This is a genomic window from Proteus sp. G4415, assembly GCF_963896075.1.
Classification (GTDB): domain Bacteria; phylum Pseudomonadota; class Gammaproteobacteria; order Enterobacterales; family Enterobacteriaceae; genus Proteus; species Proteus mirabilis.
Map to the genome: position 1 here is coordinate 1 of NZ_CAWQOK010000078.1, position 14585 is coordinate 14585.

Below are 14585 nucleotides of genomic sequence, written 5' to 3' on the forward strand. Positions count from 1 at the left end.
AAACTTAAAAAAATAAAATAATAACGAAAAAAGAAGCTTTACTTTCAGTCACAAAAAAGAGGAATTTTCATTCCTCTTGACTATTGTTTTGATAAGTTAATTAATTTCTTCTGGCAGGTGAATGTCCAGCAACATAGTAATCTGCTTGGCTTGCTGGCAATGGTTTAATGCCTTTAATTTTGTCTGCCATTTTTTCAGCAATCATAATGGTTGTCGCATTTAAATTGCCAGTAATTATATTGGGCATAATGGAAGCATCAATAACTCTTAAGCTTTCTATACCATGAACGCGTCCGGCACCATCTACGACGGCCATTTCATCATTTCCCATTTTACAACTACCACAAGGGTGAAATGCTGTTTCTGCCCGTTCACGTACAAAAGCATCCAGCTGTTCATCCGTTTGAATATCTTTCCCCGGACTAATTTCTTCACCGCGATAGGGATCTAATGCAGGTTGCGCCATAATTTCTCTCGTGATACGAATAGCAGCCCTAAACTCTTGCCAATCTTGCTCTGTTGACATGTAATTAAACAAGATGCTTGGATGCTGATGTGGATCTCGTGAGGTTATTTTTATACGTCCGCGACTGGGTGAACGCATCGACCCCACATGAGCTTGAAAACCATGCACTTCCACTGCATTACTGCCATTATAATTAATCGCCACTGGTAAAAAGTGAAACTGAATATTTGGCCAAGCAAACTTTTCACTTGAGCGAATAAAACCCCCTGCTTCAAATTGATTGCTCGCCCCAATACCCGTTCCTTTAAATAACCACTCGGCACCAATTTTAGGTTGGTTATACCATTTTAACGCCGGATAAAGTGAAACGGGTTGTTTGCATTCATATTGCAGATACATCTCTAGATGATCTTGCAAATTCTGCCCCACGCCCGGTAAAACATGTACTGGCGAAATATCAAACTCGTTGAGAACATCTTCAGGGCCGACACCTGAGCGTTGTAAGATTTGTGGTGATGCAATCGCCCCGGCACAAAGCAGTATTTCTTTACGTGCTTTCACATGCTGTGGCGTGGTATTCGTTCCTTTAAAATAGCGCACACCACTTGCTTTTTTACCCTCAAATTCAATAATATCGGTTGTAGCATGTGTCTCAATAGTTAAGTTTTTGCGCGATTTAGCTTGGTCAAGATAACCCCGTGCCGTACTGGCTCGACGCCCATGGGGGGTTACCGTTCTATCCATAGGGCCAAATCCTTCTTGCTGATAACCATTGAGATCATCAGTTCTAGGATATCCAGCTTGTACACCGGCTTCGACCATCGCATGGAATAAAACATTATTCCCCTTTTTCGGTGTAGTCACACTAACAGGCCCACTATCACCATGATAATCATTAGCCCCAATATCTCGGGTTTCTGCTTTACGAAAATAGGGTAAGCAATTTAAATAATTCCAATCTTCAAGGCCGGGTAATTTGGCCCACTCATCAAAATCCATCGCGTTACCACGAATGTAACACATACCATTAATGAGTGATGATCCTCCTAATCCTTTACCTCGACCGCACTCCATGCGGCGGTTATTCATATGTGGCTCAGGCTCTGTTTCATAAGCCCAATTATAGCGTCTACCCTGTAACGGATAAGCTAATGCTGCTGGCATTTGTGTGCGAAAATCGAACCTGTAGTCCGGTCCTCCAGCTTCAAGGAGCAGCACAGTAACATCAGGATCTTCTGTCAAGCGGGTAGCAAGAACGTTACCGGCTGAACCAGCACCGATAATAATGTAGTCATAGACCATTGTTATCTCCTCTGTTTCAGTCATTAAAATTAAAAATAGAATGGATTAAAAAACGGATGAAAACTCCCCAAGTTCAACTTGAATAGATTTGATTTGAGTGTAATTTTGTAGTGTGACAAGCCCATTTTCACGGCCAACACCGGAATGTTTATAACCACCAACAGGCATTTCTGCTGCAGATTCACCCCAAGTATTGATCCAGCAAATTCCGGCTTCTAATTGATGTATAACGCGATGTGCCGTTGTCAGATCTCGAGTCACCAAGCCTGCGGCTAATCCATAGACACTATTATTGGCGCGTAAAATAACTTCATCTTCTGTTTGATAACTTAAAATGCTCATTACAGGGCCGAAGATTTCGTCCTGCGTGATTTTCATATCATCAGTACAATCGGTAAATACCGTTGGCGCCACATAAGCCCCTTTCGCCAATGCACCAGCGAATAAACGTTCACCACCACAAAGTAGTTTTGCACCTTGAGCTTTACCTAACTCGATATAGCTTAAAACTTTTTCAAGATGAGGGAAGCTGACTAATGGTCCAAAGTTGGTATCCATTTCCAGTGGTGAACCAACGCGAATACGAGAGACACGCTCAATGATTTTAGCTTCAAAAGCTTGTTTTAACTTTTCTGGCACAAATACGCGTGTTCCATTGGTACATACTTGTCCTGAACTATAGAAATTAGCCATCATGGCGATATCAGCTGCGGTATCAAGATCGGCATCATCAAAAATAATTAACGGTGACTTACCACCTAGCTCCATAGTGACATCTTTTAAGCTTGATGAAGAAGCGCTCGCCATCACTTTTTTCCCAGTATCGATCCCCCCCGTAAATGAGACCTTAGCGATATCAGGGTGCTGCGTTAGCCATTGCCCTACAGTGGCATCACCCGTTACCACATTAAATACCCCTTGAGGCAAGCCCGCTTCGGTATATATTTCAGCCAATTTTAATGCTGTTAATGATGTCATTTCACTCGGTTTAAAAATCATCGCATTACCTGCTGCTAATGCAGGTGCTGATTTCCATAACGCAATTTGAATTGGATAATTCCATGCACCAATGCCGGCAACAACACCTAATGGCTCACGACGGGTGTAAACAAAAGCGCTGTCACGTAGTGGGATCTGCTCCCCTTCTAGGGCAGGAATAAGACCCGCATAGTATTCCAATACATCAGCACCGGTGACAATATCGACATAACGTGTTTCAGACAGGGGTTTACCGGTGTCTAACGTTTCTAAATGCGCTAACTCATCATTACGTTCACGTAAAATATCCACGGCACGTCGAAGAATACGGGAGCGCGCCATCGCAGGCATGGCAGCCCATATTTTTTGTCCTTGCTTTGCACTTTCTACCGCCCAATTAATATCTTCTTCACAGGCTGATTGTAAATGTGCAATCACCTCACCTGTAGCAGGATTAATTGCGGCAAATTGTTCACATTCAGGTTGTGCGCAATCAACATATCCACCATGAATATAAAGCTTGTGTAACGGTGGGTTTTGCATATTTTCTCCTTTATAGTGAGTAAGTTAAGTCTGTTTATCCTGGCAAAGATTAAGTTGCATATCGATATACTCATCAGTAATTTTTTTTGCTTCTGCTAACGAAAATGGCTCCTCGCTAAGGGCACTACGTAGCCATAAACCATCGATTAAAGCGGCTAAGCCTTTGGCGGCTAAGCGTGCTTTATCTTTTGTTAACGCACGTCCAAATTCATAACAGAGATTAGAGTACAAACGTCTATCATTAACCTTTTGTAAACGATGCAAATTAGGCTGATGCATGCTACTTGCCCAAAAAGCCAGCCAAGTTTTCATTGCGGTTTCACTGGTTTGTGACGTATCAAAGTTACCATCGACAATGGCTTGAATACGCAATTTAGGCTCAGCATCGCTTAAAATACGTAATCGCATTGCGACGGCAAAACCTAACTGATATTGGATATGGCGCATTGCCGCTTCCAATAAACCATTTTTATCACGGAAGTAGTGGCTTATAATGCCATTAGATACCCCGGCCTTTCGTGCAATTAATGCAATGCTGGCATCTTGCATTCCGACCTCATTAATCACCGCTAATGTCGCCTGAATTAATTGCTGTTTACGTATCGACTGCATCCCTATCTTCGGCATGTTTTCAAGACCTAAAAAATACATTGAACACTTTTATTAAACGTTTTTTTAATTGAACATTCAATCAATATTAACTATTGTTTATCACAATTAATTCACAAATGACATAAGGAGCAGATCGTGAAAATTTGAATCTTTGCATATAAATCAATTGATTAGCAAAGAATGCAACTTTTAACTTTTAGATGAATAAATTTTTGGAATTTCTGATGACAACTCTTAATAGCTCAAAAAAACCACAGAAAGACAAGCTCAATTCTGTTGTTTTTTTCGCTTCCGCAACGCTGATTTTAGCGTTCTCTTTTTTCACTATTTTAATGACAGATACCGCCAATGCGTGGATCATTAAAACACTAGGTTGGGTATCAAAAACCTTTGGTTGGTACTATTTATTAGCGGCAACTTTGTACATTGTTTTCGTTATTTTCGTTGCCACATCTCGCTTTGGTAATATTAAATTAGGCCCAGAACAATCAAAGCCTGAATTTAGTGTATTAAGCTGGTCTGCTATGTTGTTTGCCGCGGGGATCGGGATTGACTTAATGTTTTTCTCAGTCGCTGAGCCTATTACCCAATATATGCTACCGCCTACTGGCGAAGGTGAAACAATAGAAGCAGCCCGTCAGTCGATGGTGTGGACATTATTCCACTATGGCCTGACGGGCTGGTCTATGTATGCACTGATTGGTATTGCACTCGGGTATTTTAGTTATCGTTATAATTTACCCTTGACCATCCGCTCTGCACTTTATCCTATCTTTGGTAATCGTATTTATGGTCCCATCGGTCATACTGTCGATATTGCTGCCGTATTGGGTACTATTTTTGGTATTGCCACCACCTTAGGTATTGGCGTAGTACAACTTAATTATGGGTTGAAAGTTCTCTTCGATTTACCGCAAGGGTTAGGTGTACAAGGTGGTTTAATTCTACTTTCCGTAATTATGGCGGTGATCTCAGCCACATCAGGCGTCAATAAAGGCATACGTATTCTTTCAGAATTAAATGTATTACTCGCTTTAGGGTTAATTTTATTTATCCTATTTGCTGGTGATACTGAATTTTTATTAAATGCGTTAGTACTTAATGTCGGTGATTATGTAAATCGATTCTTAGGAATGACACTAAATAGCTTTGCTTTTGATAGACCGACGGATTGGATGAATAGCTGGACACTTTTCTTCTGGGCTTGGTGGGTTGCTTGGTCACCTTTTGTGGGCTTATTTTTAGCACGTATCTCAAGGGGGAGAACTATCCGTCAATTCGTTATAGGCACCTTGATCATCCCTTTTGTATTCACGCTATTATGGTTGTCTATCTTTGGTAATAGTGCACTTTATGAAGTGATCCACGGTAATCAAACCTTTGCTGAAACAGTATTAGCCTCACCAGAAAAAGGCTTTTATTCTCTACTTGAACTCTATCCGGGATTTGGTTTAACCGCTTCCGTAGCGACTATTACAGGATTACTTTTCTATGTAACCTCGGCAGACTCCGGTTCATTAGTTTTAGGTAATTTCACTTCTCAACTGAGTGATATAAATAATGATGCCCCAAATTGGCTGCGCATATTCTGGTCTATCGCTATTGGTCTATTAACATTAGGTATGTTAATGGCAGACGGGGTTTCTGCTTTGCAAAATACCACGGTTATTATGGGATTACCTTTTAGCTTTGTTATTTTCTTTATTATGGCAGGACTATATAAGTCATTAAAAGTAGAAGATTTTAGACGCGTCAGTTCATTAAACACCAATGCGCCAGCACCTCTTTATGGTAACACCACCATGAACTGGAAACAGCGTCTAGGTCGAGTGATGAATTTCCCAGGTACTACCTATACCCAACGGATGTTAGATTTAGTTTGTACCCCAGCGATGCAAGATGTGGCTAATGAGCTGTCATTACGTGGTGCAAATGTCTCGTTTAATCTTTACCCGCTGGAAGAAGAGCCTCGTTTAAACCATTTAGAATTAGTGGTTGATTTAGGCCAAGAGCAGCATTTTATTTATCAAATATGGCCACAAAAATATTCAGTACCTGCATTTACTTATCGTGCTCGTCGAGGAAAATCCCATTATTACCGGCTAGAAACCTATTTATGGGAAGGTTCACAGGGTAACGATTTAATGGACTACACCAAGGAGCAAGTGATCAGTGATATTCTCGACCAATATGAAAAACACTTAAACTTTATTCACTTAAGTCGTGAAGCGCCCGGTGCAACATTAACATTTCCAGAATCAAATTAATTAGCGACTGAGCTATCTTATCTCTCAAGGGAACCCGTTTTATCGGTTCCCTTTTTTATTAGCCTGCATCACACACCTCATGCAATACATCGCTATTTTCTGACTTTATTTCATATTGACATGCTTAAGCTAATTCCTAAAAACTGACCTAACAGTGAATAAATAATCAAAATTAAAACATATTTATTTACTTATTGTGTTTTTTTAGTAATCTACATAAACAATAAAAATGTAGAATAATTTACTTGGGAAACATCACATGAATCGTCGTTCATTTTTAACATCATCAAGCTTAGTGATCGGGGGACTTTCATTAAGTTCGTTTGTTAGCGCTGCCTATGCCGCAGAAACTTCAAACCCTAAACAGCTATTTAATGCAGAAAATCCTTTACTGTTAAACTTTAATGAAAACTCGCTAGGCATGTCATCCAATGCCAAACAGGCGATTATTGATGCACTTCCCCATGCTTTTCGCTATCCAGATGATGCGCGAAGCGCACTTATCAGTGCATTAGGTGAAGAATTTAAGCTATCAGTCAAACACATCACTCTAGGTAATGGCTCCTCTGAAACCATACAAGCAGCCGTACAATATGTGGCTAATAAAGCGCAAAAAGCAGGTAAAGCGGCACAACTAATTGTGCCTGATCCAACGTTTAATTATGCCGAACTTTATGCTGAACCTTTAGGTGTCAATATCGTAAAAGTGCCGGTTGATAACACATTGGCTTTTGATTTAACCGCCATGCAGAAAAAAGCACAAGCATTTGATGGTATTAGCATGGTATATCTGTGCAATCCTAATAACCCAACCGCAATGCTGACACCAACAGCGGCATTAACAAATTGGATCACCTCAGCAAAAGAAAATGTCTTTTTTATTATTGATGAAGCTTACGCTGAATTTGTGACAACACCTGAATTTACCAGTGCGATAGCATTAGTTGCTCAAGGTTATAAAAACTTGATTGTTACCCGTACATTTTCAAAAATTTATGCATTAGCTGGATTAAGGGTAGGCTATGGTGTGGCAGTCCCTGAGGTAATTAGTGAAGTAGATAGTTTCGTTTCTATTGATAATACCAATACTGCCGGTGCTGTTAGCGCATTAGCCTCGTTAAAAGATCACGCTTTTGTGGCATATAGTCGCAAGTCAATTGATGTATCACGACAAATGGTGGTTGATACTTTAAACGCCTTAAATATCGAGTATGCACCTTCTCACGCCAACTTTATTTTTCATAAAGTCAAAGGTGATGTGAAAACTTATCAAGAGAGAATGAAAGCGGCAAATATTATGGTAGGACGTGAGTTTCCTCCCGCATTAGGTTGGAGCCGTTTGACCTTAGGAACCCCTGAGGAGATGAGTTATTTTGTCGCGACGTTAAAAGAGTTTAGAACTAAAGGATGGATATAATCCTCTACAACCAATAGTTATAAATGTATTTAAAAGGGAACGACACAGTTCCCTTGTTATTTACAGATATTCTAAAGAAAATAATATTTCACCATTTGCACTTCCCCCAACTACGTCCTTATTAGTTGCGATATATTGCGCATAAAAATCGAGAGAAATATTATTAGTTGTCTCTACAGGGTAAATCATACTACTTTTTCCCGGTAATATTTTATTCTGATTTTTATCTAAAATAGCAATACCTATATTTTGAGCCGCATTTTTTTCTGCCAACTTAAACAAGGTACTATCCTTACTGTCAGTATCACCACTAAACATTACTTTTACACCGCTAGTAACAATACTGCAATCAGTTAAGTTAAGTGTAAACTTTACTGGCTCTGTTGTATTTTTTTGCTGAAAATCTTTTGTTCCCCAAACCCCTAAGTCAACAAATTTATTTAGCGAATCAGGGCTGACTCTACAAGTATTTGCCACAATGTTCGCTTTTATAACAATATTTGTATTAGCTAATTCTGCTGTTGCATCTTTAGTAAAAAATACTGTATATCCGCTAAAAAGTAGCATTCCCCATAATAGAAAGCGCATTATTTTTCTAGTATGTAATAACTCATTCATGATATTAGCCTATTAAAATTAAGGGAAATCAACTCTTAGAAAGCCACTTGATGTGACAGCGCCTTCAGTTGGTGTTTTTCCATCAATACTTACGGGATAAACATTAATCGTGACATTAGCATCAGCATTTTGGTTGAGTCTGAAAGGAATAAAACTTGATAAATCATTAGGTGTTAATTCAGATCCACTTGAATTAGCAACCACAAAGCCAACACTTTTATTATTAGAAACAATAGCATTACCTTGAACTGAATCTGCTTGTAATCGCATTGTTAAATCAGCACTGGCATCTATATTGTCACATTGAATACTTAAGTTTCTAGAAACCGTATTAACTCCTTCGGCTTTTTTCCCTGCTACTTTAAAACTTGATGCAGGAATATTGTCAAAATCAATATTCAACACTTGCCCTGAATTAATAACGCAAGATTGTGGAACTGTCATTGAAAGATTTAAAAATAGCTTTGTAATGATAATTTGTTTAGTCGCACAATTCTGTGGTTGGCAAAAACCAAATTCGCCTACAAAAATATTTTTTACATAGGTACCAGAAATAATAGCCTTGTCAATTTTTATTCTGGTTTGATACTTTCTTACAGAAACGACGCTTTCTTCGTTTTCAGTATAAGTACGGGCACCACAAGTAGAGCTTAGCGTAGGTACATTATAAGGAACATAAATTGTTCTACAATTATTAGTCATTCTTAACGCAACAGAAATATAGTCATCTATCTTAGAATAAATCCAATCATTATTGCTGGTATTTGCACTAGGAATATTACCATTGGAATATGTCGCCCATGTTTGCGCTTGCCCCGCATTCCATCTTAATGTAATTCGATTGGACAAAGTAATATCAGAAGCATCTTTAGTAACACCGACTTTATTTTCCGTCTTTGATAGTTGTCCACTAAGCGTGGAATATTCATTCGCATTACAACCACTGACACAGCTCACAGCGACTGCATTATTTGAAATAATGGCTATTATTGTAAACAATACTATTCTAATCATAATAAAATCCGTAAATATGCTTGTTTTTAATATTGGCATGTGGAAGAAATAAAATAGATACCTTTTTCTTTTGATGACTTCTCATTAATTTGGTAATCAAATATACATTGTTGATCAGCCATTTTTCCCCATTTTGCTTTTAGCCTACCAACAGGTGCTAAACCAGAGATAAAAACATTCCCATTATCGCCAACAATACCACTTACGGAACGCTCTTCATCAACAACCATCGCACCGAAAGGTATAATAGCGCCATCTTTTTTGCTTAATGTAACCATTGCTCGATAGCCAATATTCGTTTTAAAATTAGCTTCAACCAATGCCCCTTTAGTAGGAACTACATTAATAATCGTATTTTCTAATTCAATATTTTCTTCTAATGAATTAACATCTAATGAAACTCGATTATTTTTATATGTTGAAGCAAACGGTAAGACAGCATAACCATTATTATCAGTTAATATACCATTTGCATTTTCTACTTTAATATTATTAGCATCATTTGCTTTAATAAGAATATTGGTATCCCCTAAAGGTTGAGTTAAAGTAATACCTCCTGCATGAGCAACAACACCACCATTTAAACTATAATTAAACTCATGCCAATCATTACTATAATTATATCCGCTACCTATATTAGCATATTTACCTTTATAATTAGCATAAACCATTCCTGAATAACCAGAACCATTATGCGTATATCCTTGTTGAATATTATAATTTAAATTATTGTCTTCAAGGAGAGTTCCTGTTAGTCCCACTTGATTGACCCAAACATTGTCATCGCTTCTATTCATTGAGTAAACAGCATACATACTATTTCTACTTGAATGTAAGTCACTTACAGTTTGTTGGTTAAATACATCATTAAGAGGAATTGATATATTAAAAGCTACATTTTTATTATCACCACGCATACCCGGTGATTTTAATTTCGATAAACTAAGACTATAATTTATCCTATCAATATTAGCATTATAACCCAGTTGCCATAACTGTTCAGTTTCAGTTGTGCGCCAATAGTTTTGGTAAGAGCCTAAAATATACAAAGAACTATTATTGGTAATTTGCTGATTTATATTAAGTTGAAACCTCCCTTTTTTAGAATAATTTAAATTATAGTAGTTAGATAAGTTATCCTCATCTCTTATTATTCCATTATCTGTTACTATTTCACGCCCTGCCATTTTTTTATAACTAACTTCATTTAGGGTATAGTAGCCTTGCGTTGAATATCGATACCCCATTATTTGAAAGTTAGTGCCTGTGCTATTAATCGATTTAGCATAGAGTAATCGGAATGACTGCCCTTTTTTATGCTCATCGTTTGGCAATATACTATTCGCCTGTATTACATCTGCTGATATCGCCCCAAAGGTGCCTAGATTACCACCTAAACCAATCGCATAGGCTTGATAATTATTTGAAAATTGGCTTCCTCCATATAACGTCATATTATAAGGTAAGCCATATACTAAACTTAATTGACCAAAATTAGGTTTATCTTGATAATCTGCTCCGCTACGAAATTCCCCTCCAATCAATTCGTATTTTAAGCGTCCTTCACGTTGTAAAATAGGCACATTTGAATAAGGTACAACAAATTGTGTAATTTTACCGTTATTCTCTTTGATTGTGACATCTAAATTACCGCTACTTGATGTGGCATAGAGATCTTTTATTTCAAATGCACCTGGAGGTACAGAAATTTGATAAATAACAAAACCATTCTGCTTGACTGTAACAATAGCATTGCTATTCGCAATACCCTTTATCGTAGGTGCAAATCCTCTCATGCTATCAGGCAACATATTATCATCAGATTCTAGCTTAATCCCTCTAAAACCAAGACTATCAAAAATGGTTCCATTAGAAAAAGAGTCACCAAGGGTTAATTCAGCACGTAATGGAATAATAGGTTTTTGTACATATGTTCTTATATTCCTCCATTTATTTTGCTTACTTTCACCACTGGCATAGTTCCATGAACTTTCATTTCTAAATCGCCATGAACCAAGATTAATACCAGGATTTAAGTTTAAAAAATAATTATTATTATCAACGTTATCCTTAAAGTTCTTACTATTTCTTCCTGTGAAATTATAATTTAGTAAAAACGCATTAATCCCATTATCCCATTTTTCAGGTGGGATAAAGCCACGAACATTATTTTTAAACATTATTTGTGGAATACTTAAAAATAATTTTTGTCCTTCAAAATCGAATTTAACACTTGAGTTTTTTATTTTATCTAAAATATTCTCACAAGCACTATCTTTACTTTCTACCTCTTCTGATTTCTTTTTGCTATTTTCAGTTAAAGTTATTCCAAAATTTGTCAAAGTTTTATTATCTATACAAGGTAATAAACCTGTATCATCGGATGATGCATCGCTTTCATAAAATATTAAATTTTTTGTTTCAACATATTCATCGTTTACATAAATTTCTACTGAATACATTCCTTCAGGTTGGCCTTCACCTTTATCAAATCGAGATAAATCTGCTACTTCATTATCAATATTTGAAATTAAGTTAGGATTAAAAAAACTATCCGCATACACCACACCAGAAAAGCATGTACCTAAAAAGATATATAAATTAAAACATATAGTTTTAGATTTTAGCATAATAAAGCCTTATCATTAATGAATGTTATAGCATTACTTACCAATCTGTTTCGTTACTTTGGGTGTACTAGCACCATAATCATTAATAGTTTGATAAGATATTTGACTATAGTTAGGCTTGCTGACTTTAATCATTACTGTTCCCATAGGAGGAACCATAATACTATTTAGCTGTTCATTATCAGCTTCTAAATTAATTAATGTCGCGTAATAAGGTGAAGGATTATTTACTATTATGTTTCCTTGTGATTTTTTAAACTCAAGACTATTAGGTACATCCTCTATGTTAAAATTTAATCCTTGAGGTCTAATAAAAATTTTTATTCTAGATAATACTGCTAGCTGTAATATATTTTTATCTTTTATTTCTTCTCGCTCAATTTCAGGGATTGCTTTTGTATTTAACCAGAACAAACTTTCTCTATCATTTGGTAATGCCTTACCAGCATAAATTATTCTTAGCTTGTTTTCACTTTCTGGTTTGCTGACAAACAGTGGTGGTGTAACAATAAATTCATTACTTTTTTGATCTTGGCTATCATCAATCCATGATTGCACTAAAAAGCGTAATCTTTTATCTGTATTATTAAGAGTAATTGACGTCTGTTTTGCATCCATAGGATAGACTATGCGTGTTGCAGCTAATGCAACACCTCCCGCATATGATAGCGATGAAAAACTGAAGAGAAAAAATAACGCAATAAAGTGTTTAGATATTAAATGCATATTAACCTCAAATGATAGGTTTATTTATTGATAATTGAAAACAAACCAAACTACGCTGTCAGCTTTTCCACCGATAACGTTTTCTTTCGTTGCCAGATAACTTGCTTTAAATTTTAGTTTTAATTCATTCTCTTCAATAAATTTATACTTATTGAATTTATTAGGAATAATTATTTCACCTTCATCATTAAATAATGCAACACCTAATCCTGAAGCTGAATTTTGTTGATCGGTGATGCTAAATAATCGTTTATCATTATTGTTTACATCACCTATAATAATTATACTGACTTTATCCGTAATACTTTTATTACATCCCATTAATTTAATAAAAAATGGGATTTTTATAGAGTGACTTCCTACTCCATGAAATTGGTTACTACTAATAACACCAAGATCAACAATTTGATATTCACTTTCAGAAGATACTGTACAAGCAGGCTCTACAATTCCCCCTTTAAAAGTCACAATACCATCGTCTAAAGAAATATTTTCCCTGTCATTAGAATAGGCTGTAAATGAAAGAGTAAAAAATAGGACAATAGAATATATTAAACTATATTTCATATTTCCCTCGATATAAAAGTATGACCTTTATCAGGTCATACTTTAAATTAATCCAATTTATTTATTCATATTGCATTTTGAAAGTTACATCAGCATCAGCATGACCAGGGGTAACGGTATCTAATGTAGATTTATAACGTGCAACAAAGTTAAGTGTATTTGATCCATCAATTAACTGTTTTGCTGTAGAAAAAACAGAGCCGTCTGGTGGTAACACTTTTCCTGTATGGTCTGTAATTTCAATACCAACGCCCGTCGCAGCACCCGCACCACCTGTTGTAATATTGCTTACAGCTAATACTGTTTTATCATTTGAATCACTTACACCTGAAAATGAAACTGAGGCATTCTGTGCGACAGTCGTATCACAAGCTTCTAAATTGATATAAAAATCAGTATTACCAACTGTTTTCCCTACACTATCAAATTGTGCGGTACGATATTGTCCAATATTAACAGTTTGATCTATTGATTTTGTACTAACAACACATGCAGCATTAACAATTTCTCCAGTAAAATTAATTTTACCACCATTAACAATAGTCGCAGCAGAAGCAACACCGCTCAGTGATAAAACAGATACTGTAAATAGAGCTTTAACTAACATCTTTTTTTTAAGCATTGACTTTTCCTTTTACATTACAGGTAAATATACACAACAACTTCACTTATAAATTAAAATAGTAAATCTATATTAGATAACAATATTTGAATCCATATACTAATTATATGATAAAGTGTTAACTGCCTTAATAAGGGTAATTTAATAAACATTAAATAAATAGGGTTTTAATTTTAAATAAAATCCCTATTAATTCATTGATATACTTAATATACTTGCCACCAATAATATTATTTATCTTACATTTAAATAATATTCTCAAAGAATGGAATATTATTATCAGAATCATATTTTATTTTATATTTTAATGTGATAACTCTTTTGGAAACCTTTTCAAAGAAATCACTTATTGAAATATCAAATATATTTAGTATGTGAAAAAGTATATCAATAGGTATTTTATTTATTCCTCGTTCATAACGAGAAATTTGTTGTTGAGAGATATTCAATAATTTTCCTAACTCAGCCCCCGTCATAGAATTACGTTGCCTTAAAAGAAAAAGTTCATATCCAATCGAATGACAAAATATTTTTCTTTCTGAAATATATTCAAAATTCAATGAGAAATTATTTATTTCCAAAATTCACTTCCTCAACTGTATTTGCATTTAATTTACTTTATGAGATTAATAAAATCAATTATTCAAAAATTTCTAACGAATTAAAAACCTCATAATAAAACACTAAATAAGAGTAGGTAAATATACTCATTTTATTTGTATCAGGGAGTTAATTGATTATCTGATTTGAATAGTCGTTTTAAGACAGTGATTAATTCTAAAATTACGAGAAAATAGACACAAATAAGACATAATAATCTATT

12 protein-coding genes are annotated in these 14585 nt (G+C 35.7%); 2 read left to right on the forward strand and 10 right to left on the reverse strand.

Features of this window, described 5'->3' with window-relative positions; all coding sequences use genetic code 11:
* Window positions 1-100: 100 nt before the first annotated feature.
* From betA to betI, 3 genes are read right to left on the reverse strand one after another with little or no spacing between them, the layout of a single operon-like run.
* Window positions 101-1768, reverse strand: coding sequence for a choline dehydrogenase (gene betA / locus AACU95_RS09800; protein ID WP_004250946.1), 1668 nt, complete (start codon window positions 1766-1768; stop codon window positions 101-103).
* A gap of 45 nt (window positions 1769-1813) precedes the next feature.
* Complete coding sequence (betB, locus tag AACU95_RS09805) at window positions 1814-3289, reverse strand: betaine-aldehyde dehydrogenase (RefSeq protein ID WP_004243216.1); 1476 nt, start codon at window positions 3287-3289, stop codon at window positions 1814-1816.
* Window positions 3290-3313: 24 nt separating this feature from the next.
* A complete protein-coding gene (gene betI, locus AACU95_RS09810) occupies window positions 3314-3916 on the reverse strand; it encodes a transcriptional regulator BetI (protein ID WP_004248206.1) in 603 nt (200 codons plus the stop codon).
* A gap of 209 nt (window positions 3917-4125) precedes the next feature.
* Here betI and AACU95_RS09815 point away from each other — a divergent pair, with 209 nt between their 5' ends.
* Together AACU95_RS09815 and AACU95_RS09820 are read left to right on the forward strand one after the other, a co-directional pair.
* Entirely contained in the window at window positions 4126-6168 is a 2043-nt protein-coding gene (locus tag AACU95_RS09815; protein WP_004248207.1) for a choline transporter, read from the forward strand.
* Window positions 6169-6427: 259 nt separating this feature from the next.
* Window positions 6428-7585 carry a pyridoxal phosphate-dependent aminotransferase gene (locus AACU95_RS09820; RefSeq protein ID WP_049200879.1) on the forward strand — a complete coding sequence of 386 codons (1158 nt, stop codon included), beginning with the start codon at window positions 6428-6430 and terminating at the stop codon, window positions 7583-7585.
* A 60-nt stretch (window positions 7586-7645) separates the two neighbouring features.
* Here the strand turns inward: AACU95_RS09820 and AACU95_RS09825 are convergent, their stop codons facing one another.
* The 7 genes from AACU95_RS09825 to AACU95_RS09855 all read right to left on the reverse strand — a co-directional run bounded on the left by AACU95_RS09825 (window position 7646) and on the right by AACU95_RS09855 (window position 14343).
* A complete protein-coding gene (locus AACU95_RS09825; protein WP_049200881.1) occupies window positions 7646-8203 on the reverse strand; it encodes a fimbrial protein in 558 nt (185 codons plus the stop codon).
* A gap of 18 nt (window positions 8204-8221) precedes the next feature.
* Window positions 8222-9217 (reverse strand): fimbrial protein, encoded by a 996-nt coding sequence (locus tag AACU95_RS09830; RefSeq protein WP_237612000.1) that lies wholly within the window; start codon window positions 9215-9217, stop codon window positions 8222-8224.
* A 26-nt stretch (window positions 9218-9243) separates the two neighbouring features.
* Complete coding sequence (locus AACU95_RS09835; protein WP_049200887.1) at window positions 9244-11847, reverse strand: fimbria/pilus outer membrane usher protein; 2604 nt, start codon at window positions 11845-11847, stop codon at window positions 9244-9246.
* A gap of 33 nt (window positions 11848-11880) precedes the next feature.
* Complete coding sequence (locus tag AACU95_RS09840; RefSeq protein ID WP_004243223.1) at window positions 11881-12573, reverse strand: fimbria/pilus periplasmic chaperone; 693 nt, start codon at window positions 12571-12573, stop codon at window positions 11881-11883.
* Window positions 12574-12597: 24 nt separating this feature from the next.
* A complete protein-coding gene (locus AACU95_RS09845; protein ID WP_004243224.1) occupies window positions 12598-13140 on the reverse strand; it encodes a fimbrial protein in 543 nt (180 codons plus the stop codon).
* A 61-nt stretch (window positions 13141-13201) separates the two neighbouring features.
* Window positions 13202-13762, reverse strand: a complete 561-nt coding sequence (gene fimA, locus AACU95_RS09850) for a type 1 fimbrial major subunit FimA (RefSeq protein ID WP_004243225.1) — start codon at window positions 13760-13762, stop codon at window positions 13202-13204.
* Between the two features lie 245 nt (window positions 13763-14007).
* Window positions 14008-14343: a helix-turn-helix domain-containing protein gene (locus AACU95_RS09855; protein WP_012368005.1), complete on the reverse strand. Its 336-nt coding sequence runs from the start codon at window positions 14341-14343 to the stop codon at window positions 14008-14010.
* Window positions 14344-14585 lie beyond the last annotated feature (242 nt).

What these genes read in the sequence shown, in the direction of transcription:
- AACU95_RS09835 (WP_049200887.1), bottom strand. Translation starts at nt 11,847, where the DNA reads ATGCTAAAATCTAAAACTATATGTTTTAATTTATATATCTTTTTAGGT.
- fimA (WP_004243225.1), bottom strand. Translation starts at nt 13,762, where the DNA reads ATGCTTAAAAAAAAGATGTTAGTTAAAGCTCTATTTACAGTATCTGTT.
- AACU95_RS09820 (WP_049200879.1), top strand. Translation starts at nt 6,428, where the DNA reads ATGAATCGTCGTTCATTTTTAACATCATCAAGCTTAGTGATCGGGGGA.
- AACU95_RS09840 (WP_004243223.1), bottom strand. Translation starts at nt 12,573, where the DNA reads ATGCATTTAATATCTAAACACTTTATTGCGTTATTTTTTCTCTTCAGT.
- betA (WP_004250946.1), bottom strand. Translation starts at nt 1,768, where the DNA reads ATGGTCTATGACTACATTATTATCGGTGCTGGTTCAGCCGGTAACGTT.
- AACU95_RS09845 (WP_004243224.1), bottom strand. Translation starts at nt 13,140, where the DNA reads ATGAAATATAGTTTAATATATTCTATTGTCCTATTTTTTACTCTTTCA.
- AACU95_RS09830 (WP_237612000.1), bottom strand. Translation starts at nt 9,217, where the DNA reads ATGATTAGAATAGTATTGTTTACAATAATAGCCATTATTTCAAATAAT.
- AACU95_RS09825 (WP_049200881.1), bottom strand. Translation starts at nt 8,203, where the DNA reads ATGAATGAGTTATTACATACTAGAAAAATAATGCGCTTTCTATTATGG.
- betI (WP_004248206.1), bottom strand. Translation starts at nt 3,916, where the DNA reads ATGCCGAAGATAGGGATGCAGTCGATACGTAAACAGCAATTAATTCAG.
- AACU95_RS09815 (WP_004248207.1), top strand. Translation starts at nt 4,126, where the DNA reads ATGACAACTCTTAATAGCTCAAAAAAACCACAGAAAGACAAGCTCAAT.
- betB (WP_004243216.1), bottom strand. Translation starts at nt 3,289, where the DNA reads ATGCAAAACCCACCGTTACACAAGCTTTATATTCATGGTGGATATGTT.